Origin of the sequence: Sporosarcina sp. FSL W7-1283, from assembly GCF_038003105.1 — a bacterium.
Classification (GTDB): domain Bacteria; phylum Bacillota; class Bacilli; order Bacillales_A; family Planococcaceae; genus Sporosarcina; species Sporosarcina newyorkensis.
Window position 1 is genome coordinate 163,331 of record NZ_JBBOOL010000001.1, and the last position, 23,149, is coordinate 186,479.

At 41.4% G+C, this 23,149-nt stretch carries 20 protein-coding genes and 1 other annotated feature; of the genes, 12 read left to right on the forward strand and 8 right to left on the reverse strand.

Features of this window, described 5'->3' with window-relative positions:
* Positions 1-13: 13 nt before the first annotated feature.
* Positions 14-3,100, reverse strand: coding sequence for an efflux RND transporter permease subunit (locus MKY93_RS00755; protein ID WP_340757883.1), 3,087 nt, complete (start codon positions 3,098-3,100; stop codon positions 14-16).
* Positions 3,101-3,200: 100 nt separating this feature from the next.
* On the opposite strand from MKY93_RS00755, the gene MKY93_RS00760 reads away from it, so the two are divergent.
* From MKY93_RS00760 to MKY93_RS00780, 5 genes are all read left to right on the forward strand, one after another.
* Entirely contained in the window at positions 3,201-4,037 is an 837-nt protein-coding gene (locus MKY93_RS00760; protein ID WP_340757885.1) for a TetR/AcrR family transcriptional regulator, read from the forward strand.
* Between the two features lie 328 nt (positions 4,038-4,365).
* Positions 4,366-4,704, forward strand: coding sequence for a winged helix-turn-helix transcriptional regulator (locus MKY93_RS00765; RefSeq protein ID WP_009766622.1), 339 nt, complete (start codon positions 4,366-4,368; stop codon positions 4,702-4,704).
* Between the two features lie 151 nt (positions 4,705-4,855).
* Entirely contained in the window at positions 4,856-5,500 is a 645-nt protein-coding gene (locus MKY93_RS00770) for an FMN-dependent NADH-azoreductase (RefSeq protein WP_040758692.1), read from the forward strand.
* A gap of 199 nt (positions 5,501-5,699) precedes the next feature.
* Positions 5,700-5,937 (forward strand) — a binding site (T-box leader).
* 52 nt (positions 5,938-5,989) lie between these two features.
* The gene (locus MKY93_RS00775; protein ID WP_340757890.1) at positions 5,990-7,576 is read left to right on the forward strand and encodes a 2-isopropylmalate synthase; all 1,587 of its coding nucleotides are present in this window, start codon (positions 5,990-5,992) and stop codon (positions 7,574-7,576) included.
* Positions 7,577-7,808: 232 nt separating this feature from the next.
* Positions 7,809-8,708 carry a stalk domain-containing protein gene (locus MKY93_RS00780; RefSeq protein WP_340757892.1) on the forward strand — a complete coding sequence of 300 codons (900 nt, stop codon included), beginning with the start codon at positions 7,809-7,811 and terminating at the stop codon, positions 8,706-8,708.
* A gap of 181 nt (positions 8,709-8,889) precedes the next feature.
* On the opposite strand, the gene MKY93_RS00785 is transcribed toward MKY93_RS00780, so the two are convergent.
* Entirely contained in the window at positions 8,890-10,254 is a 1,365-nt protein-coding gene (locus MKY93_RS00785) for a sigma-54 interaction domain-containing protein (RefSeq protein WP_340757894.1), read from the reverse strand.
* Positions 10,255-10,502: 248 nt separating this feature from the next.
* Here MKY93_RS00785 and MKY93_RS00790 point away from each other — a divergent pair, with 248 nt between their 5' ends.
* The 6 genes from MKY93_RS00790 to MKY93_RS00815 all read left to right on the forward strand — a co-directional run bounded on the left by MKY93_RS00790 (position 10,503) and on the right by MKY93_RS00815 (position 17,224).
* Positions 10,503-11,537 (forward strand): NAD(P)/FAD-dependent oxidoreductase, encoded by a 1,035-nt coding sequence (locus MKY93_RS00790; RefSeq protein ID WP_340757896.1) that lies wholly within the window; start codon positions 10,503-10,505, stop codon positions 11,535-11,537.
* Between the two features lie 24 nt (positions 11,538-11,561).
* On the forward strand, positions 11,562-11,810 hold the full coding sequence (locus tag MKY93_RS00795) for a ferredoxin (RefSeq protein WP_078817639.1): 249 nt from the start codon (positions 11,562-11,564) through the stop codon (positions 11,808-11,810).
* Between the two features lie 43 nt (positions 11,811-11,853).
* Positions 11,854-12,948 carry an aromatic ring-hydroxylating oxygenase subunit alpha gene (locus MKY93_RS00800; RefSeq protein ID WP_340757899.1) on the forward strand — a complete coding sequence of 365 codons (1,095 nt, stop codon included), beginning with the start codon at positions 11,854-11,856 and terminating at the stop codon, positions 12,946-12,948.
* Entirely contained in the window at positions 12,941-14,383 is a 1,443-nt protein-coding gene (locus MKY93_RS00805) for an aldehyde dehydrogenase family protein (RefSeq protein WP_340757901.1), read from the forward strand. The genes MKY93_RS00800 and MKY93_RS00805 overlap by 8 nt, the downstream gene beginning before the upstream one ends.
* Positions 14,384-14,402: 19 nt before the next feature.
* Positions 14,403-15,485, forward strand: coding sequence for a tartrate dehydrogenase (locus tag MKY93_RS00810; RefSeq protein WP_340757903.1), 1,083 nt, complete (start codon positions 14,403-14,405; stop codon positions 15,483-15,485).
* Positions 15,486-15,610: 125 nt separating this feature from the next.
* Entirely contained in the window at positions 15,611-17,224 is a 1,614-nt protein-coding gene (locus MKY93_RS00815; protein WP_340757905.1) for a BCCT family transporter, read from the forward strand.
* 164 nt (positions 17,225-17,388) lie between these two features.
* Here the strand turns inward: MKY93_RS00815 and yedF are convergent, their stop codons facing one another.
* From yedF to MKY93_RS00840, 5 genes are all read right to left on the reverse strand, one after another.
* Positions 17,389-17,628, reverse strand: coding sequence for a sulfurtransferase-like selenium metabolism protein YedF (yedF, locus tag MKY93_RS00820; RefSeq protein WP_009766610.1), 240 nt, complete (start codon positions 17,626-17,628; stop codon positions 17,389-17,391).
* A complete protein-coding gene (gene yedE, locus MKY93_RS00825) occupies positions 17,618-18,826 on the reverse strand; it encodes a selenium metabolism membrane protein YedE/FdhT (protein ID WP_340757907.1) in 1,209 nt (402 codons plus the stop codon). The genes yedF and yedE overlap by 11 nt, the downstream gene beginning before the upstream one ends.
* A gap of 111 nt (positions 18,827-18,937) precedes the next feature.
* Positions 18,938-19,801 carry a polysaccharide deacetylase family protein gene (locus MKY93_RS00830; protein WP_340757909.1) on the reverse strand — a complete coding sequence of 288 codons (864 nt, stop codon included), beginning with the start codon at positions 19,799-19,801 and terminating at the stop codon, positions 18,938-18,940.
* 142 nt (positions 19,802-19,943) lie between these two features.
* The gene (locus tag MKY93_RS00835; RefSeq protein ID WP_340757911.1) at positions 19,944-20,816 is read right to left on the reverse strand and encodes a DUF3298 and DUF4163 domain-containing protein; all 873 of its coding nucleotides are present in this window, start codon (positions 20,814-20,816) and stop codon (positions 19,944-19,946) included.
* Positions 20,813-21,310, reverse strand: coding sequence for a sigma-70 family RNA polymerase sigma factor (locus tag MKY93_RS00840; protein WP_340757913.1), 498 nt, complete (start codon positions 21,308-21,310; stop codon positions 20,813-20,815). The genes MKY93_RS00835 and MKY93_RS00840 overlap by 4 nt, the downstream gene beginning before the upstream one ends.
* Positions 21,311-21,522: 212 nt before the next feature.
* Between MKY93_RS00840 and MKY93_RS00845 the strand changes: the two genes are divergently transcribed.
* Positions 21,523-22,416: a DMT family transporter gene (locus tag MKY93_RS00845; RefSeq protein WP_340760889.1), complete on the forward strand. Its 894-nt coding sequence runs from the start codon at positions 21,523-21,525 to the stop codon at positions 22,414-22,416.
* A gap of 63 nt (positions 22,417-22,479) precedes the next feature.
* Here the strand turns inward: MKY93_RS00845 and MKY93_RS00850 are convergent, their stop codons facing one another.
* Positions 22,480-23,082, reverse strand: a complete 603-nt coding sequence (locus MKY93_RS00850; protein ID WP_221837688.1) for an alpha/beta hydrolase — start codon at positions 23,080-23,082, stop codon at positions 22,480-22,482.
* Positions 23,083-23,149 lie beyond the last annotated feature (67 nt).

Below are 23,149 nucleotides of genomic sequence, written 5' to 3' on the forward strand. Positions count from 1 at the left end.
TAGGGCTTTTCAGTTAGTCTTCTTCTATTTCCATACGGTTTTTCTTGAAGAGCTTAGATAATATCTCATAAACGATTGGCACAACAATTAAGGTTAACAAAGTTGAACTGATTAACCCACCGATTACTGTGATCCCAAGTCCTTTGGATATCAAACCGCCGCCACCGCCGGATCCAATTGCCAACGGAATGAGCGCACCGATTGTAGCGATTGCGGTCATTAAAATTGGACGTAGACGCGTTGCGCCCGCTTCAAGAACTGCTTCGCGCATTTTCATGCCAGTACGTTCCATACGGATAATCCGGTCCACCAGGACGATCGCGTTCGTTACAACGATACCAATTAACATCAATAGCCCCATCATGACAGAGATAGAGATGGTTTCGCCAGCAATTAATAAACCGACAAATGAACCAATTACTGCAAATGGTAACGAGAAGAGAATGGCAAACGGTGCAACCCCTTCACGGAATGTAACAACCAAGATGAAGTACACGATGGCAATAGCCGCTAGCATCGCCACAATTAGTTGTGTAAACGTTTCTGTCATATCTGCAGCAACACCTGCTACATCGACTGTTACACCTTTCGGTAAATCTAATTTATCAATTGCCTTATCGACTTCTGATGTAGCTTTTGAAATATCATCATCCAGAATTTTTCCTGAAACTGTTGCGTAGTATTCCCCTTGGCTTCGGGCAAGTTCATTGAGCGTTGTTCCTTGCTCAACTTCTACAAGTTCTGAAAGTTTCATTGTTGTACCAAGTGCCGTTGGTACTTCTGTTTCTAATAAATCATCAATCGATTTTGGTTGAACAGCCTCTTCCTGTTGTACAATCACTTTTAATGAATTTCCTTCTTTTTCAATTGTCGTTAAGACATCTTGAGTTCTTGTTGGGTTTAACATCATGACAATTTGCCCTGTCGTTAGCCCGTACTGAAGCAATTCATCTTGCTCTACCTTGAGTTTGTACTCAACGTACGCGTCTTTTGCACTTGAAGAAACATCTTCTAAACGGTTGTTATCATTCATAACGTCTTCTACCATTTTTACGGCTTCATTTAGTTTGTCTAAATTTTCACTGTAGAAAGTGTAGCTGACTTCATTTGTAGACGCGCCCATCGAAGTGAAATCTTGGCTCTTCCACTCTCCAGTTTGGCCAATGTCGAATACATAGTCTTCGATTTCTGAGCGAGCTTCAGGGAAGTTCTTCATGTCTGGATCAAAGATGAGGAACATTAGTGCACCATTCGAACCTCCGCCCATCATTGCAGACATTGGGTCTCCCGCATCCGTGACAGATAACTGGACAATATCAATATCGTCACGCTTTAATAACTCTTGTTCTACAACTTCAATATTCGCCAACGTATCTTCCATTAACTCGCCTGTCTCGGGTGTATACGTTAGGTACATCGTTTTCTCTTCTTCACTACCCATAAAGCTAAACCCAATTAATGGTGTCAACGCCACACTTCCAGCTAACAATACAATTGAGATGATAGAAGTGATGACTTTATGATTTAGCGTCCAGCTAAGGATGCCTTTATACCAATTGGCTAGTTTTCCAGCTTCCTTATGGTTACTTTCTGTTTTTTCACCATATAGCTTTTTCCTAAATAGGAAATGAGATAACGCAGGAACAATTGTAATGGCAACAATTAACGAGGCACCGAGTGCAAATGTCATCGTTAATGCGAATGGCATGAACAACTCACCAACCATCCCACCTACAAAAATAAGTGGTGCAAATACCGCAACTGTTACAAGAGTTGAGGACATAATTGGTTTGAACATTTCAATCGTCGCTTCACGTACAAGTGCGCGTCCTGATAACTTCTCTGTTTTCAAATGCAAGCGCCGATATATATTTTCCACGACGACAATTGAGTCATCAATTACCCGACCGATCGCCACGGTAATTGCGCCGAGCGTCATAATATTTAACGTAATATCCATCCAATTTAATAGCAGTAAAGCCATGAAAATTGATACCGGAATAGATACAATTGAAATAATCGTTGATTTAAAATCGCGTAGGAAGAGCAGGATGATTAATATTGCAATTGCTCCACCAAATAACGCCTTCTCAATCATTGTTGAAACAGATTTTTCAATTGGCTCTCCTTGATCGAGTGATACGTCGACGACAAGACCGTCAATTGACTTCTCTTCTTCTTTGATTAATTTTTTTACGGCATTGACAACATCCACCGTGTTGGCTTGTTGCCCTTTCAGAATTTGAATGGCAATGGCATCTTCGCCATTTGTTCTTGAAACGGATTCTACTTTACCGACAACTTCAATTGTCGCAATGTCACCAAGCGTCACAAAAGGTGATGGATTACTTTCGGATGGTGTTACAGGAATCAGCATACCCTTTAATTCAGTTGCTGTCATGAACTTGCCGTCTACCGCAACAGCCTGCTCACCTTCATTAAATTCATAAAGACCTAATGACACCGCCAAGTCACTCGCTTGGATCATTTCTTTCACTGTATCTGGCGTAATATCCAGTTCTGCCATCTTTTTATCATCGTACGTAAGTTGTACTTCTTCAATATGTTGGCCTGTAATCGTTGCAGATGCCACGCCATCGATTTTGTTGATCTTTGGAAGTAAAATATCTTCAACAGTAGATGTTAGATCCACAATATCTTCAGTCGTACTACTTACACTTAATGCAACGACTGGCATCATATTCATGCTAAGTGCTGTAATCGTTGGTTTTTCGGCCTCTTCAGGCAAGGACACTTCATCTAATGCAGCGTCTAATGCGCGTTTAGCCTCATCCATGTCTATGCCGTACTCGTATTCTACTTGAATATTGGATACATTCGAATAAGAATTTGAATAAACGGATTTCACATGCTCGAGATTTTCGACTGCTTTTTCTAACGGCATGGAAACGTCTTCCATGACTTGCTCAGGGGTGGCTCCTGGATAGACATCCATAACCATTAAAAATGGAATTGATATATCCGGAAGTGTCTCTGTTTTCATCTTTGTACCTGAATAGATACCCGATGCAACAATGATGATTGTTAGCAACCAAACTGCTAATTTATTCTTTAGGACGAAATTGACTAAACCTTTCACTCTTACACCTTCCCTTATTTGACTAACCTCATTCAATTTCCTATACTAATGACTAATAAGTCACATGTCAACGAAAAACCTTAGGAGCGATCAGATACTCATGACAAAAAAACAGCTGATTATGGAGAAGGCAATAGAATTATTTGCAGAAAAAGGCTTTGAAGCAACATCAGTGCAACAAATAACCGATGAATGTGGTATTTCAAAAGGTGCATTCTATCTAACGTTTAAATCTAAAGACGAATTGATTTTGGCATTGATTGATTACTTTATGATGCAGTTCACCTCAGATATTGACTATGTGGTCAAAAACACAAAAAATAAAGAAGACCTTTTATATAAATTTTATTACACTATTTTCAATTCCTTTAGTAAACACGCTGATTTTGCCAAGATTCTTATTAAAGAACAAATACGATCATTTAATGAGGAATTTCTTCAAAAGAGCCATATCTACGACCAAGCAATGGATAAAATAATTTTATCGATGGTTGAAAGGCTATATGGTGATGAGATCCATCAGACAAAGCATGACGTAATGTACTGTGTTAAAGGCTTTATGAAAACATACGCAGAGTTGTTTTTATTTCACAATTTACCGTTGGATTTAGATTTACTAGCCCGGTCGCTTGTGGAAAAAACAAATGTACTGGCAAGAAATATTACAATCCCGTTCATTTCAACTGAGCTGGTTCAACTGCTTCACCAATCAAAGGGAAAAGAAGCAACGAAGGATCAAATCCTTGAACTCATTGAACAAAATATAAATGAAATTGAAGAATCTATTGAAAAAGAGTCATTAATCCTCCTCAAGCAACAGTTAATCGAACCAGCGTTAAGCCCTGCGATTGTAAAAGGTTTACTTGAAAATATCCGAAATCACCCCCAGTGTAAATGGACCTCTTATTTGCTTCGGGGTTATTTTGAAGCACTCTAAAGGAAACAGCTAATCCATCCACCTGGCGTACTCTTTGGGATTTCCCCTTCAGTCAGGGATGCGTACTGAAAGGGAAACCCCTTACTTTTTGTTCGGTAGGGCAATGGTTTTTGCTTTGTACGTAGCTAGTTACATGATATTCGCTCTTGAAAAGATGAATACCAGTAGTCAAACAGCAACAGTGGGTAAATATAATAAATTTCCAGGTTTATCAACCCTTTCAAAACCATTTCTATAATGTTAATATAAATTTTTGGATGCGTTATTGGAAGTACATGATTACAAGTCATGTAGTGTATAAAAAGATACTACTAGAGGGTGATAATAGATGGCAGTGCAACCGGAGCTATGTCGAGTAGAAGATGCGCTTGGCATCTTGGTAGGAAAGTGGAAGCCGATCATATTATTGGTTCTACTGCATGAAGGTACGCATAGATTCAGTGAGCTTAAAAGAAGGGTGCCAGGAATCACACAGAAAATGTTAACCACTCAGCTTCGTGAACTAGAGGAAGAGGATATTATCAGTCGAAAAGTCTACCCCCAAGTGCCGCCGAAGGTAGAGTATTCCATGACGGACTATGGAAAGAGTTTAGAACCTATTTTAACAGCGATGCATGAATGGGGTACTGCACATACATTACGTAAAATGCAAAAAGTCCAAGATTAATTGAGTGACATCGTAAAAAAATAACTTTATTATTAGTAGTATACTTTTTGATACTATGCCACTTTTAAGTGCGTACTTATGTAAAAGTGGTTACCAAATTATAATAAAGATATACAGCAAGAGAAATAGATACAAGGGGAGAGTTTTGAGTATGAACATTTTAGTAGTAAAAGCAAACAATCGTCCCGCTACAGAAGCGGTTTCAAGTAAAATGTACGAAACATTTATGGCTGAATTAGAGGGTAAAGACGTCAACGTTATAACTTACGACGTTTTTGAAGAAGACACGCCTTATTTTGGACAAGAAATCTTTAATGCTTTCGGTAAAGTGCAAAACGGTGGAGAATTAACAAAAATTGAATCACGCCTTTTAGCTGCAAAACAAAAGGCAATGGATGCAGTCTCAGCTGCTGACGTAATTGTGTTTGCATTCCCACTTTGGAATCTAACAATCCCGGCTAAATTACAGACATTCATCGATTATGTGTATGCTGCTGGTTTTACATTTAAATACGATGCTGAAGGTAACCTGGTCAGCTTAATGACAGAGAAAAAGGCAATCTTCCTAAACGCTCGTGGCGGTATTTACTCAGCTCCTGAAGCGGCTCCAATGGAGATGGCTGTTAACTATATGCGCAATGTCGTCGGTGGTGTCTTCGGTATGCAAATCATTGATGAAGTGATTATAGAAGGCCACAACGCAATGCCTGATAAAGCGGGAGAAATCATTGCTTCAGGCATGGAAGAAGTAAAAGCTTCTGCTAATCGTTTACTCGAACTGACTGTTCACGCGTAATTTAAAAATGTAACAAGTTTTCACCGGAGTTACTAATACAGCATTTATTTGCAAACTCTTACCATCCGTCAAGTGCGGGTGGTTTTTTTATTGGTGCGAGGAGCTGAAATTGGTTGAACGAATAAATACTTTTAAAATAGTTATCAGAAAACTGTTGACAATCTGAAATATCCGTCGTATCATTGCTTTCAATAACACATTGCAGACCAAGAATGGAACTAGTAGAAGTGTTTGTGTCTTTTTAGAGAGCTGATGGTTGGTGAAAATCAGCAGGCGCACATTTTGAACTCATCCAGGAGTTACTCCCTGAACGTTTGATAGTAAGGGATGTCGGTTTCCTCCGTTATCGGGATAGACAGTGATGGCTGTCGATAAGTGGATTTGTCTATACGACAGGTCAATTAGAGTGGTACCGCGAGTATAACCTCGTCTCTATATTTCGATATAGAGGCGGGGTTTTTTATTTTACTAAAAAAGGAGTGCAGAGAAATGAGTAGAAAAATTTGGGTATTTGATACAACGTTACGTGATGGCGAGCAGGTGCCGGGAGCTAAACTGAATCTTTATGAAAAAGTAGAGATCGCACAGCAGCTCAAGAAATTAGGTGTCGATATTATTGAAGCTGGATTTCCTGCATCCTCTCAAGGTGATTTTGACGCGGTCCAAGCAGTTGCCCAGAAAGTAGGTAACACAAGCGATATAATGATTACCGCATTGGCGCGTGCAGTTCAAGCAGATATCGATTCGGTTTACAACGCGGTAAAATATGCTGAAAACCCTATGATTCATATGGTGCTTGGTACGTCTGACATCCACGTGGAGAAGAAATTCAATAAATCCAAAGATCAAATCCTGCAAATTGGCGTGGATGCAGTAAAATACGCAAAAAGCCTATTGCCGGAAGTACAATATTCAACGGAGGATGCTTCACGCTCCGAGTTTGAATATTTATGGAAAACCATCGAAGCTGTCATGAAGGCGGGGGCTACCATGATTAACGTGCCCGACACGGTGGGCTTTGCTGAACCTGAGGAATTCGGTGCAATGATTTACAAATTAAATGATCGAATGAAAAATTTGAATCCTAACGTTTTACTGAGCGTTCACTGCCATAATGACTTAGGTATGGCAACGGCCAATACTTTGGCAGCTGTCAAAAACGGCGCGGATAAAGTAGAGTGTACGATTAATGGAATTGGCGAGCGCGCTGGCAATGCAGCGTTGGAAGAAGTGGTCATGGCACTAAAAACAAGGAATGCTGTCTATAACGTAAATACACGTATTAACACAAAAGAAATTATCAATACATCGCGTCTAGTATCCAGCTTTATGGGATTGGATGTGCAAGTGAACAAAGCGATTACAGGAGACAATGCCTTTGCTCATTCTTCTGGTATTCATCAGGACGGTTTACTGAAATCAAGAGACGCCTATGAGATCGTTCATCCCGAAGATGTTGGCCTAGATGATATGGAGCTGATTTTAACAGCGCGGTCCGGACGACATGCTGTGAAAAATGCACTTGAAAATCTTGGATTTGCCCAGTTGGCGCCAAAGGATTTTGAAGGGATTTTCGAAGGTTTCCTAGCATTGGCTGATGCGAAGAAAGAAGTGTATGATCATGATCTATATGTAATCGTCGAAAATTATTATGAACAGCATGAAAAGGCGAATGTGACCAATTACAGCGACCATTTCTTTGAATATGAAGACTTACAAGTCGTCAGCAATTCAAGTTTTCCTTCTGCAAGCGTGAAGATTCGTAAAGGCGGAAAAGTCTTCATGTCCAGTGCAGTCGGTTCTGGCCCAATTGACGCTCTTTATTCCGCGATAGCCGATATAACGAAAATTAACGTCAAGTTGGTGGAGTACGATATCAGCAGTGTTTCGCGAGGGAAAGACGCACTGGGTAAAGTGAAAATTACGATTGAACATGAAGGGGAAACATATATCGCAAAAGCAGCAGATACAGATATACTAAAAGCGAGCGCATTGGCTTACATGAATGCCATTAACAGTGTGATTGTTACCAGTATAAAGGAAGCACCTGTGCAACCAGCCGCCGTAAATAGTTAATTTTCTCGGGGGTGTAATGGAGTCAATGCACGCAGCGGGTCTATTCTCAAAAGTCGTGGGCGGCAGTTCCAACAGATGTCTTTATAACAAGTTCTCAAACCGTTCTACGTCGGTTGAGAACTTGTTTTTATTCGTAATATAAATTAGGATCAGCTACAAGACTTTTATTCTTGTAACTTTATCCATTCTCATACGACTACTCTTATGAAAACATAAAAGGAGTTGGTTTTTTATGAAGATGAAGAAAGCTGTGCCATTCGCGATGTCTGCACTGCTTGTAGGTGGAGCACTTACACCCGCTGCAGTTTTTGCAAATGAGGGAGGCAATTCAGAAGAGATGCAAGTAAAACCGTCATTTGTACAAGTTGAAGGGACGATTGAAAGTGTTGAGGTGGGAGAGCAGTCAACTCTTTATTCAATTAAAGATGGTGAAGAGACGAATGTCTTGGCTGTTATGAAAGAAACGCTAGTCTTCGATAACACCGGCAAACAGGTAGAATTAAAAAAAGGGGATAAGATTGTTGCGTACACGAATGCAGACAAACCGATGATTATGATTTATCCACCACAGTACAGTCCCGATGTTGTTATTGTGGATACGGAAAAGACAGGTTTCGTAGCGGTTGAGGCATTTGATGAAGACTTGTTAAGTAAACATCTATCATTGAAATTAAATGTGGATGAAAAGACGGTTCTTTCTAGTGTTTCAGGCAAAGAAGTAACTGCCGCTGATCTACCAGAAAAGGATTTGCTGGTTTTCTATACGATGACCACTAGAAGCATCCCTGCCCAGACTACACCAGAAAAAGTAGTGGTTCTTGACGGCAATGCAGATGATTCAGATTCCGAAAAGAATTCTATTATCGAGGAAATGATTGCTGCCGACCACCACATGGTAAATGGGGTGAAGATGGTACCGCTTCGGGCACTTGCTGTGGAACTTGGATATAAGGTCGAGTCCACGGGCAAAGGGGCTATCATATCCAAAGATGCTCGTTCTTACACGATTACCCGAGGTGAAAAGGCGTATGGCTACAACAAATCACTTCGTCAATTTGACGTAGCACCTGATTTGCTTGAACGTTGGAAGACCTATGTACCTGTTGAGCTTATTGAAGATATGATGCAATGATGTTGTGCTCGCGAAGTAAGCGCAGTTACGAGTTTTGATAGAAGTTAAGAAGGAGCTGTTCAGGGAAGTCATTAAAATATGACTTTCTATGAACAGCTTTTTTATTCATATGTTAATTGTACATAGAGTGCCTTCAATCGGGAAACACGCTTAGGATTCTTAACGCTTCAATTCTTTATAGTCACTTTTCACCCTGACAATATTCACGAATTAGTCGCGAGGCTTTGGACTGGCTAATTTGAAGATCTGTTGCTACTCCTCTGGAAGATCCAAATTTCTGATAGGATCTTCTGACCATCGTTCCCGCCACGTTATCCAATGCTTTTTCTAATGAATTTGAGTAGACCAATTCAGGGATATCTTTGATCTTCTCTAGAATCACTTCTGGCAGATCTTCCACTTCGATGACTGCTTCGCTTGTAATTACCAGTCGTTCCATCAGATTTTCTAGCTGGCGTACATTACCTGGCCATGAATAATGGAAGAGTACTGTTAAACACTCTTCAGAAATTATTTTGTTTGAATTGTATTTTTCATTGAACTTACTTAAAAAACTGTATGCTAACGGTACGATATCTTCTTTTCGTTCGTGCAAGGGCGGCATATGGATATCGATAACGTTGAGCCGGTAATATAAATCTTCTCGGAAAGTTTTGTTTTCGACCATTTTGAGTAGATCTTGATTTGTTGCGGCAATAATACGGACATTAACCGTTTTACTCACATTGCTTCCGACCGGTATAAACTTCTTATCCTGAATGACTTGAAGCACTTTTGCTTGCAAAGGCAAGGCCAATTCTCCGATTTCATCCAAAAATATCGTCCCATTATCAGCTGCCTCGAACAAACCAATTTTACCTTCCTTATTAGCTCCTGTGAACGAGCCCGCTGTATATCCGAACAGCTCCGATTCCAGCAATTCCTCTGGGATTGCTGCACAATTCACATTTAAAAAAGGACCGTCTTTTCTTTTACTCAATTTATGCAGATGATAGGCAATAACGCCTTTGCCGGTGCCGGACTGGCCGTGAACCAATACAGTCGAGTCTGTAGGAGCGACTTTTTCACAAAAACTTAAGATTTTACGTACTTTTTGATTGTTCGTGATAACGGAATTTGTGAATTCTGATTTTACATTATCCTGTAAATGTTTTTCCTCCGTCTTTGTTAGACGTGTAAAATCCTTGATTTCAGTTGCAGTGAACACCATATATTCAATCTCATTTTGATCATTCAATATAGGGAAACCCCTGGTCAGCAGCTCAGCGCCGATATTTGTTTGCTGCCGAATCGATACGGGCTCTTTTTTCTCCAGCACGGGCGGAACAGCGGAAGGCGTCCAGTAGCCTTCGTTAAAAAAATCGTCATTATATCTTCCTACTACATCATCTTTCCTAACTCCATAATGCTTCTCACAGATCCGATTGACATAGACAATCCTTGTATCCTTGTCCAATACAAAGATTTCATCTGATGAGTAATCCAGTATTCTCAGTAGTGATTCCAGAGATAAATTCATTTTCGGTTGTTCTGTATTATCGGCCATACGGTGTCACCTTCCTAAACATTTTGTGAGTCAGTTTTGGAAAAAACGCTATTCTTTTGAGCGGATTTTGACTCAATTGTATCAGTGTTTTTTAAAAAATACGACAGAAAACTTATTACTATGCCAATTTTAAAAGTTGGCACAATACTTGCAATAGTATTGTGTAACGTGGAAAAAAACAAGGGTAATCCCTAGTTGCCTCGTAACATATCACACTATCCAAATGAATGGCTACAAGGAGGTACAACATGAATAGAACAGCTGAAATTTCCGACATCACAATTATTGGCGGCGGTCCGGTCGGCTTATTCACAGCATTTTACGCGGGACTTCGCCAAACGTCCGTTAAGATCATTGAAAGCTTGCCCCAACTTGGAGGTCAGCTTGCCGCTCTTTATCCCGAAAAGTATATCTATGACATTGCGGGATTCCCTAAGGTTAGAGCCCAAGAGCTAGTAGACAATCTAATAGAACAGATGAATCAATTTGAAACTACTGTCTGTTTAGGAGAAACGGTGATGCAAGTTGAGAAAGAAGCAGATGGCGTATTCAAATTAACTACGAATAAAGAAATCCACTATTCTCGAACGATTATTATAACTGCTGGAAATGGAGCCTTCCAAGCACGCAAAATGGAGATCGAAAGCGAAGAGAAGTTTCAAGAAAAAAATATTCATTATTTTGTTCAAAATATGAATCAGTTCGAAGGAAAAAAGGTCGCATTATTCGGCGGCGGAGATTCAGCAGTGGATTGGGCACTCATGCTTGAACCAATTGCTGAAAAAGCATCAATCATTCATCGCCGCGACAAATTCCGGGCCCATGAGCATAGCGTGGAACTTTTGAAGCAATCGAAAGTAGAGCGGTTGACTCCATACGTTCCGGTTGAATTGTTAGGTGAAGAGAAAATTGAAAAAGTGCTCCTCAAACATTCAAAAACAGAAGAGCTTTTAGAGCTGGAGGTTGATGATGTACTGGTCAATTACGGTTTTGTCTCTTCTCTCGGACCCATTAAAGACTGGAGTCTTGAAATAGAAAAAAACTCTGTTGTAGTGAACTCGAAAATGGAAACGAATATCGAAGGAATTTACGCAGTTGGAGATATTTGCACATATGAAGGCAAAGTGAAACTGATTGCTTCAGGTTTTGGAGAGGCACCGGTTGCAGTCAGCAGTGCCAAAGTATTTATAGATCCAACAGCGAAAATGCAGCCGCTGCACAGCACGAGTGTCATGGGAGATAAAGAAGAAGCTTCGAAGAAAGTGAAAGTCGGGGCGAACTGATTATTAAAAGTAGGAGGCGGAGATATGGCTCAATTTACGATGGTGGAGCGAAGCACGTGCATCGCTTGCGGAGCGTGTAACCCTGTTGCACCTGATTTATTTGATTACACAGCTGATGGTTTTGCCTATGCGCTGCTAGATGACAATGAAGGGACTACTGAAGTCCCTGAGGATTTGATCGAGGATCTGGAAGATGCATTTGAAGGATGTCCGACGAACTCAATCAAAATGTCCGACACACCGTTTTCTTGTCAGAAAGTAGAAGCTAGTTAATTTAACTGAAAAAATGAAATAGAAACCTAAAGGAGAATGAGAAATGGCTTATAACAAAGTACAGAATGCAACAGATAGAAAATTTGAGAAAACGATGCCTTATAATTTATTCACAGATCCGAGTGTGTTAGGGAAAGAAAAGGAGCTCATTTTCGCAAAAAGCTGGCAATTGGTCGGCCATGTGAGCCAAGTGGAAAAGAAAGGTGCATTTTTCACTGCTGAGATCGGCGATGACCCAATTATCATAATCCGAGGAACAGATGAAGTTCTTCGTGCGTTTTATAATGTGTGTCCGCACAGAGCGACAAAACTTGAGAAAAGTGATTCAGGCAAAAAGAAGATTTTACAATGCTCGTATCATGGTTGGACATTCAAAACAGATGGCGCCTTAAACAAAGCACCGAATTTCCGCAGTGAAGAGGATGCTGCTTGTGTACAAGATGCTTGCCTGCGTTCCGTTCGAATGGAAGTCATTGAATCTTTGATTTTCGTTAACTTGGATGATAATGCAAAGCCGTTGGCTGAGTCTTATGGTGACTTCTTCGATCGACTGGGGAAATTTGAGTTTCTGAAAAATTTACAATTTACTCACCGTAAGTCTCGTCATATCAAAGCGAACTGGAAGGCATTTATTGAAAACTATCTAGAATGTGACCATTGCCACGTGGCACACCCAAGCTTCATTGATACACTTGATATGGATGATTACCAAATCATCACGTGTGAGAATTATTCGATTCAAGGTTCCATGGTGAAACCCGACAAGCAATACGGGGAAGTGAATCTGGATGAGGCAGAAATGCAAGGCGGATCGTTTTTCTGGTTGTGGCCGAACTTGATGCTTACAATTTATCCGGGGCCAGCTAACATGGCAACAATTCAATTGGTACCGATCGATCATGAAAATACTGAAATCGTTTACACATACTATTTCAGCGAAGATAGCCTAGAAAAACTAACGCAAGAAGAGAAAGACCTGATGACATTCGCGGAGCAAGTTCGCTTCGAAGATATCGAATTGGTTGAGCTAGAGCAACTCGGCTTCAAATCACGTGCGTTTGAAAAAGGCCGCTACTCTCAATCTGAACAAGCAATCGTACAATTTCATGAAATGGTTCTGGAGGCGCTCAATGAATAAATTACTTGATAAGTCAACTGCTAAACAACTAATGATTAATGGAGAATACGTGGAAGCACCAACCTATGTACCTCTTTTCTCTCCTTATTCCGATGAAAAAATCGCCGATATCGCCATGGCGGATCAGGCATTGACGGAAAAAGCGATTGAAGCTGCGTACAATGCACGAAAGGTGATTGGCAATATGCCCGCATTCCAACGGGCAGAAATCTTAGAAAACGCTGCAAGAATCCTTGCGGAAAGAGCAGAGGAAGCAGCAACTATTATTTCAAATGAATCATCCAAGCCAATCATGTTTTCAAGAGGCGAGGTCTCAAGAACAATCGAGACTTATAAGTTCGCTGCAGAAGAAGCGAAGCGTATCCATGGTGAAACTATTCCTTTTGATGCTGCTTCGGGTGGTGTAGGACGGATTGGATATACGCTGCGTGAACCAATCGGTGTGGTCGGTGCCATTACACCTTTTAATTTCCCGATGAACTTGGTGGCTCATAAAGTAGGACCGGCAATTGCTGCTGGAAACCCAATCGTTCTGAAGCCGGCTTCGCAAACCCCATTGTCTGCACTTTTCATTGCGGAAGTGTTTAAAGATGCAGGTCTACCTGCGGGCGTGTTGAATGTTGTTACTGGACCAGGCAGTGTGATTGGTGATGTTCTCGTCAAAGATGAACGCATAAAATTGATCACCTTTACGGGGAGCCCGAGTGTCGGCATTGGTATCAGCAATAAAGCGGGCTTGAAGAAAACGACTCTTGAATTGGGATCCAATTCAGCTTTGATTATTGATAAGGATATCGACATTGATTCGATTATCGAACGTTGTGTTATGGGGGCTTTCTCAAATCAAGGTCAAGTATGCATCTCAACGCAACGTATTTACGTCCATCAAGATCATTATGAAGAATTTACATCTAAATTTGCGGCTGCTGCAAAGCAATTGAAGCTGGGCGATCCGCTGGCGGAGGATACGTACATCTCTTCTTTGATCTCAAAGAAAGAATTGGAACGTACACTTGACTGGATTGAGGAAACAAAGAAAAGTGATGCAGAAATTCTTGCCGGTGGTTATGCACAAAACGGAGTTCTTGCGCCGACGATCATCGTCAATGCCGATCATGCGCTGAAAGTTTCTTGCCAGGAAGTATTTGCGCCGATCGTTGTTGTTAATAAAGTCGATTCAGTAGAGGTGGCAGTTGAGCTGGTCAATGACTCTCGTTTCGGTCTGCAAGCCGGTATTTATACAAATAATGTACAGCATGCTTTATATGCTTCGAAAAACTTGGAAGTAGGCGGTGTCATCATCAACGACGTACCCACATACCGGGTGGATCAAATGCCTTATGGCGGTGTCAAGGAAAGCGGAACAGGGCGCGAGGGACTAAAATATGCCATTGAAGAGATGACAGAAATGAAACTCGTTGTCTGGAATCAATGATGAAAGTGATGGATGCAGAATGAAAACTTATAACATAGCAGTTATCGCCGGAGACGGCATCGGACCGGAAGTCATTGATGAGGGGATTAAAGTGTTGAAAAAGGTTGCGGAACTGGACGGCGGTTTCGCATTCGATTTCACATACTTCCCCTGGGGCTGTGAGTACTATACGCAGACCGGACGCATGATGGCGGAAGACGGAATCGAACAGTTGAAGAAATTCGACGCCATTTACTTGGGAGCTGTCGGATTCCCGGGCGTTCCGGATCATATTTCTTTATGGGATCTGCTGCTGATCATCCGTAAGAGTTTCGATCAGTACGTCAATATCCGTCCGGTGACATTATTGGACGGCGCGCATTGCCCGCTGAAAAATGTGGAGCGCAAAGATATTGATATGCTGTTTATCCGGGAAAATACGGAAGGTGAATATTCGGGGGCGGGAGACTGGCTGTTTAAAGGTCAGGAGCATGAAGTGGTTCTGCAAAATGGTGTATTCTCCCGCAAAGGTACAGAACGAATCATTCGCTATGCGTTTGAGACAGCTAAAAAACAAGGCCGCAGCCTGACAAGTATCAGTAAAGCAAATGCCCTGAATTATTCGATGGTCTTCTGGGATCAGGTATTCGAGGAAGTGAGTGCAGATTATCCGGAAGTGAAAACAGCTTCTTATTTAGTGGACGCTGCGGCTATGCTGATGATTACAGATCCGAAACGATTTGAAGTAGTGGTGACTTCGAATTTATTCGGCGATATCTTAACGGATGTCGGTGCGGCGATTGCAGGGGGAATCGGTTTGGCTGCCGGCGCGAATATCAATCCGGAAGGCACATTCCCTTCGATGTTTGAACCGGTACACGGTTCAGCGCCGGATATTGCAGGAAGAGGAATTGGTAATCCTTTAGCGACAATCTGGTCTGCAAGTCAAATGCTTGATCATTTTGGTTATGAAGCATACGGCAAAAAGGTAGTAGACGCCATCGAGCAATTATTGGTGGAGGATGAAGTTCTCACGCCTGATATGAAAGGCAGCGCCTCTACTTCCGAAGTTGGCGACCGGATTGCAGACATCATAGGAAACTTGCAGTCAGTAAAAGCTTAAATTCAATTTAATCGGTGTTATTCAAATAACACCGATTAAAATATAACAAATGCCCGCTCGTTTGGCTGTGTGTGGGGATTCTCGGCACATCCACACAAGTGGGTCTTTGAAATAGGAGCGGTAATATGAGAGATAAAAAAACTGTGTTTTATTCTTCATTGGCTGTTAGCTTAGTTTTAATAAGTATCGGTATATTTGCACCGAAGCAGCTAGAGCACTTCTCCAATTCCTCACTTAGTTTCATCTATAATAATCTAGGTTGGTTCATTTTGGGAAGCGTTTTCATTTTTTTTGCTTTTTGTATTTATATCGGGATATCCAAATTCGGTCATATCCGGTTGGGAGATGATGACGACCGACCAGAATATAGGACGGCCACTTGGATCGGTATGCTATTTAGTGCTTCCATAGGAATCAGCCTTGTCTTCTGGGGAGTTGCAGAACCGGTTTCCTACTACATAAGCCCTCCATTTGGAACGGGTTATTCGGAAGAATCTGCAAAGACAGCAATGCAATTCGTTTTCCTGCATTGGGGTGTTTCGGCATGGGCCTGCTATGCAGTGGTCGGCGTATCATTAGCGTTTTTCCAGTTCCGGAAAAAGCTGCCCGCCTCTTTGAGTTCTGTCTTTTACCCGTTGGTCGGCGATAAAATTCGAGGAACTTTCGGCAAGAGCATCGACGTCATCGTCATCCTGTCCATTGTCATTGGGATTGCGACTTCGCTCGGCTTCGGGACATTGCAAGTCAATAGCGGCATGAATTATCTCTGGAACGTGCCGATCGGCATTTCCACACAAGCTATCATCATCATAGTCGTCAGCATTATTTATGTGGCATCGACAGTCTCGGGTCTTCAAGGGGCGATGAAGCATCTATCAAACCTGAATATGTTCCTGGCGTTCGCTTTATTGGGGTTGGTGTTTTTCTTTGGTCCGACACAGATGGTTTTGAAAATCCTCTTCCAAGGAATAGGTGATTATGCGCAGAACTTCATCGGCATGTCTTTCCGTACGGAGCCATATGGAGACGGTTCGTGGATTTCAAGTTGGACGTTGTTCTATTTCGGCTGGTGGATCGCATGGGCTCCGTTGGTCGGCAGCTTTGTAGCCAGGATTTCGAAAGGCAGAACGATAAAGCAATTCATGTTTGGTGCAATTTTCATCCCAGTATTGGGATCTTTCACTTGGTTTTCGGTCATGGGCGGCTCGGCGATTACGTTCATCCAGAATGCGGGCGCAACAGCACTAGCAACTGCGGTGGAATCCGACGTCACTTCGGCACTGTTTAAATTTTTCGAATATCTGCCGATGAGCGTATTTTTGAGTATTTTAGCCATGGTGCTAGTCATTGTTTTCTTTATCACTTCCGCAAACTCTGCAGTATTTGTACTTGGTATGATCAGTGAAAATGGCAATCCGAATCCATCACATCTGACGAAGATCGTATGGGGAGTGATCATTGCAGCTATCTCTGTCGTATTAATCATGACAGGCGGCTTAGCAGGGCTGCAATCGGCTCTCGTTGCCACAGCCATTCCAATCGCAGTCTTGATGCTTTTCATGTGCTACTCTACATTTATCGGGTTAAGAGAAGAAGCTGCAATCATTTCTGGGAGAGAAGCGAAGGAGAAGGCGGAACTTACTAAACCGGAAAAGCCGGAAGAGATGAAGAAAGAACCGGCCATCTTAGCAAAAGTGGATGAGACACGGGAAAAGGAAATGGTAGTCATGAACAAATGATTTGCTTTATCAAAAAGCAATGGGTGAGCCAGTACCGTTGTAAGCGGTGACACCGATTGGTAAAGTAAGAGATTAAATGAAAAGGGCTGTTCCGAGAATTCGTTACCAGGACAGCCCTACGTTAAAAAAGAAAAGGCAGTGTCTTCCGGGGACACTGCCTTTTCTCATGCGTAAATATAAAATAGATATTCTTGTCCATTTTTAATGGGATCCTGAGCAAATGTATATCCGTGCGCCAATGCTTCTTCCGGAACATTCCGGAAAGAACCTGGGCAATCGGTGATGACTTGTAAAAGCTCACCTTTGTTCATTCCCTCCAGTGCCTCCAGCGTATAGATGACTGGGTAAGGGCAAGATTCTCCGCGTAGGTCGAGTGTGAAATCGGCTTCTTTGTCATTTTGCATGTATGTCCGCTCCTCTTTTTATAGTTAGCTTGTAGTGATAGCGTTTTTCCCGATATTTCGTTAAGGCATACAGTATACCTAGCATAACAAGCGTTACGGCAATAGCACCGATTGGACCGATTGAATCCAACAGGTTGATCCTGGCACCGCTTTTAACCAATACATCATACACACCAAGATGATCCCATGCGTAGGCAAGGAAGGTTGCGCCAATAATATTGCCGGCAAAAACGGGAAGGAAAAGGACTTGGCCTTCCATCAACCTGTACATCATTCCGGTTTCACAGCCAGAGGCCATCACTATGCCGAGACCGAATAACACACCGCCAACAAACGTGCTAAGAGCGGCGATTTGAGTGATTGGCGTCAAGTCATATACAGAAATCACAATGACAGTTAGTACAGAGCTGACAGCCATTCCGACGATAATTGCTTTTGCCATAACGCTGCGTCCAACGAGAAATAAATCGCGGAAAGCTGAAGTGAAGCAAATTTGCCCACGTTCTATAAGAATACCAAAAGCGAGACCGAATAGTGCACCTAAGCCTAGCAATTTTTGCCCAGTGGCGAAGAAGTAAGTTACCAGACCAATGTAAAGGACTGCAATTGTACCGCCAACATAAGGTTGGATGACACGCTTGTTGACTGTAGAAGGTTTCGCGGCACCACGGGTTAGGGAAGGACGGCCTTTCCACCAGCGCATTTTAGTTAACTTTGCCCCGAAAAAGGTTCCGACTCCTGTTGCGACAATAAAAATCCAGGAGTGTAAGGAAAACTGAGGGACACCTGTAAAGAATGCAGCCAAGTTGCAGCCGAGTGCCAAACGCGCTCCGAATCCCGCAATAATACCCCCGACAAGTCCTTGAACGTAGCGGCGCTTCTGTTGTGGGAGGCGAATTTTAAAACTATTACTTAATAACACCATGATTAGAGCGCCAATGAACATTCCCCAGACAATCCAACCATCGGGGCGGCTCCACGTTGTTCCTTTCAAGTGCACCATGTCGAAATACTGCCAGCCGGAAATATCCACTCCAAAAAGTTTCAGGAGATCTCCCCCCAACCGAGTGAATTCACCGGTCACTGCCCAAACAGTTGAAGTCAGACCAAAATATAAAGCACTGAGAATCCCGGCAATCAATAGGACTACATAGGGGTTCCAATAACGTTGTAATGTCGTTTGAATCATTGTTTTCATGTCTTTTTGCTCCTCATAGAAAGACCTTTTTCTAGTTTAGTCTTAATTGAGGAGAAATCAAGAGAAATTATAATCCAATAGTTAAGTCGGACAAAAAAACTCTTAAAAGATTTACAGTCGTATGTCATTCAGAAAGTTGAGAACGAAATGATCAGACTCATCGTAAATAGCAAATTGGTATCCTTGTTCTTTATAAAATTTAATAACTTCAGGAAGTGCAGCCAAAGTTTGAGTCTTTTCATGCATCAAGACAATTTCTTTTTCATCCTTTGTACCAAGTTTAATATTTTCTATTATTTGATTTGGGTTGTCTTTTAATTTCCAGTCTTGAGAATCAATTGTCCAATCCCACACTTTTATTTCAGCATCAACAAGTTGTTGGCGAATTTGTTCATTTTTCAACCCGGGCGCCGAACCATAAGGGGGGCGAACTAAGTGCGGGGATTCACCAGTAATATCCCGGATCAATTCTAATGTTTCTCGCATCTCAGGTACAAATTGGTTCTCTTTATATAATTTTTTAAAATCATGCGTCATGCTATGCGCACCGATATAATGTCTTTCTTTTACTGCGCGTTTTACACTTTCTTGTAAGTATTCTTTCTTCAGATTTTTTCCTTGCATGAAAAACGTTGCTTTCACATCATGCTCTTGTAAGACGTTCAGAAATTCGTCTGTCAGTTTGCTGGGGCCATCGTCAAAAGTGAGATACACTACCTTTCCTGTGGGCTTTTCAACTGCACTAGTTTCTTCTTTAGATTGCTCTTCCTCTTTAGGCTTTTGCTCCTCTTGAACGAGGGGAGCTTCCACGTCTTCTGTTACTTCGGGTTCGATAGGTTTTTTGGGAGCAGAAAATGATTTCCCTACAAAAAAACCGGTAAAAAAAATAGGGATGAGCAGTATGAGAAGCAAGATGAAAAATCGCTTTTTATTTCCCTTTCTTTTTTCGGCATATGTATCTTGTGACACATTCATTGTTATTCAATCCTCCTGGGGCTGTCTTTCTCTTCTGACTTTATATTGAATGAGGGAGTACCTTATTTAAAGAGTTAAAAAATCATTATGTACAGCGGCATAGCAGACAATGCACCGTCCGCTACGCCGCCGTGTAAAGCGCTTAGTTAATATATGTGTCACTGACCAATAAGTTTCCGAGGATCGATGAAGGAATTTCGAACGTCACGACGCCCATGAAACCGGGTGCGACTTCGTAATCGTCAAATGAAATCACAAGTTTATGATCAGCAGTAATATAGAAGTTTTGATCTGGTTGAATTGACTCAAAGCCCGATTCTGATTCATCGGCTAAGAAGTAAGTGATTTCTTCATCTTCTGCCATTTGCCTTTTCATTTCGCTTGCGATATATGAACTAATAACATCAATGTACGCATTATCTTTAAAAAGGCTTGGCAGCGTGATGACGATGTTTTTCTGCTTATCGATTGTGTCATATTTCATAGTTGTCGAAGAAGAGCCGATTGTGTTTTCGACATAGCGGGCAATCGAAAGGAGCTGGTCGGTATCGGTTTTCACCTCATAACCGGTGCTGATCCCCATATGACCATTGCCTGCTTTTTTCATCTCCTCGACTTCCTTTTCGAATTGTTTGTAGAGTTCCTTGTTTTCTTCAATATATTTTTTGTTCAATGAAGTTTGCAGACCTTCGTTTTCCAAACCATTAATTGCGGGTGCAGAAAGGTCAGCTTGATAGGCGTCTTCATCCAGCGTTAAGTTTTGAACGGTGAAAACTTCAACAATCGATCCTAAAACAGGAACGTTTACCATTGCCTGCGCAAAAGTCGAACTTACATTGATACTACCGACAAATAAAGCTGCCGCTGCTGCCGCTCCAATCGACCATTGTTTAAGAAAAGAGCGCTTCTTTTGTGGTGCTTTTGCCTGTCGAATTGACTCTTTCACAACATTCTCCAATTCATTTGGAATCTCTATTTCCTCATAGTCTTTTTTTAACTTATTCATATCTTTCATACTTTAAAATCCTCCCCGACTTTAATGCGTAATTTGTTTAATATCCGATACAACCTTGATTTAATCGTATTGATGTTATCGTTCATTACTGTTGCGATTTCATCGATTTTTAAATCCTCAAAAAAGCGAAGAATAATAAGAGTTTTGTCATATGGGGCTAACTGATCGATGGCATCACGCAAATCCATGTCGATCATTTCATCTTCTGTTTGAGGTAAATGCGTACTGAGAATATCATCATCCATTACGGTCATCCGTTGATGTTTTCTGATGAAATCAATTGAAGTATTGACGAGAATTCGATAAAACCACGTTTTTAAGTAAGTAATTTCTTCGAGACGATCAATTGAGTTTAATGCTTTAAATATAGATTCCTGTACAATATCGAGGGCATTTTCTTTATTCCTGACATAGCTGTAAGCAAGTCGATAATGCGCTTCTCGATTTTCCACTATGAAGTTTTCTACTAGCTCGAATTTTTCTTTTTTTGTCATGACAAAAGATCCACCTTCTTCAGTTTTCAACACGTCGCGAACACGTCATAATCATTTGACGGACGATGTTCTAAAAAAGTTTTGATGATTTTCAATTAGTAGAGGGAATGGAACCCACAGTACATCACGTCTCTTGTTTGGATCATTACGTTAGTTGGATGAATAAACTGTTAGGAAGTAGACTGAATATTGCATGTGGAGAGGATGGAACAGTGAGTAGGCTGTTTACGAAGTCAACTGCGGCTTTATTGTTCTTAGTGCTCATTTGGGGTGTTAGCTGGCCGATCTATAAATCGTCCGTAGCCTACGCACCGCCTCTATTATTTTCGGGTATGCGTGCTCTGCTGGGGGGATGCTTGGTTGCACTTTTTATTTTTAGAATGCGGAAAAAATTAAAGTGGCGGAAAAATTGGCCTAAATATTGTATTTCTGCATTTTTCAATACGATTCTCTTTTTTGGTTTGCATACAATGGGTCTCAACCATTTACCTGGTGGACTTTTTTCGGTGTTGGTCTATTTCCAGCCGGTACTCTTAGGGATATTTGCTTGGATATGGTTAGGAGAAAATATGAGTTTTATTAAAGTGATGGGTCTCGTAACTGGATTCATTGGAATCATTGTCGTAAGTTTGGATGGTTTAACTACCCACATATCGGTTGTTGGAGTGGTACTCGGCTTACTGACTGCTCTTTTCTGGGCACTTGGGGTGATTTACGTCAAGAAAGTTAGTCATGAAGTTGATGCTTATTGGATGGTAGCTATGCAGTTTGCAATAGGCGGTATGGTTCTTCTTATTGCGGGCTCCTTTACAGAAAGTTGGTCTGCAATTGAGTGGAATGGTATGTATTTATTCGGCCTTATATTCGGAGGAACAGTGGGAATTCCCGTGGCCTACGTAGTTTATTATAGTCTAATTAATGCAGGAGAAGCGAGTAAAGTTGGTGTTTTCACTTTTCTTGTCCCGGTTATATCGGTATTCATTAGTACGTTTTTTTTAGGAGAGCCACTTACTTACAAGCTCGTTGCGGGGTTAGTATTAGTCGTAATCAGCATTTACTTTGTGAATTATCGAAAACCATTAAATAAAAAGCAATCTTTACCTTAAAATTAACGTAAGGTACCTATTATATTTGTTTCTTACATAGGTACCTTAACGCGTTATGGGTGATTACAATTCTACATACCATCTTCGAGCTGCTTCTACTTCTTCAGCGGTCAACTGATGGCCATTTTGCTCCCAATGAAGTGTGACGTTGGCATTTGCCTGTTGCAATAAGGATTGTAAATCTTCTGACTCAGATGGAGGACAGATGGGGTCATTTGTTCCAGCTGCAAGAAATACAGATGTACCGGCCAAATTGGGCGAAGCAATACCTCTTCTAGGCACCATCGGATGATGAAGGATTGCACCTTTTAATGCGTCTGAGTAGTGGAACAATAAGCTTGCTGCGATATTTGCTCCATTAGAATAACCAATCGCCATAATATTATTTCTGTCAAATCCGTATTTCTCGGCAGCCTCATCTAGAAATTGATTCAATTCTTTCGTGCGGAATATCAAATCTTCTTCATCAAATACTCCTTCGGCCAGTCTTCTGAAGAAGCGGGGCATCCCGTTTTCTAGTACATTTCCCCGGACACTTAAAATAGAGGCTTCGTCATCAATTCGTGCGGCAATCGGCAATAGATCTAATTCGTTTCCTCCTGTTCCATGTAGTAATAGAAGTACTGGTTTATCCGGGTTTTTCCCTTGGGTAAATAGATGTTTCATAGTAAGTCTCCTTCCAAAACCGAATTTCCAATTAGGATTGGATTCATTTAAAACTTTGTTGTTTCCA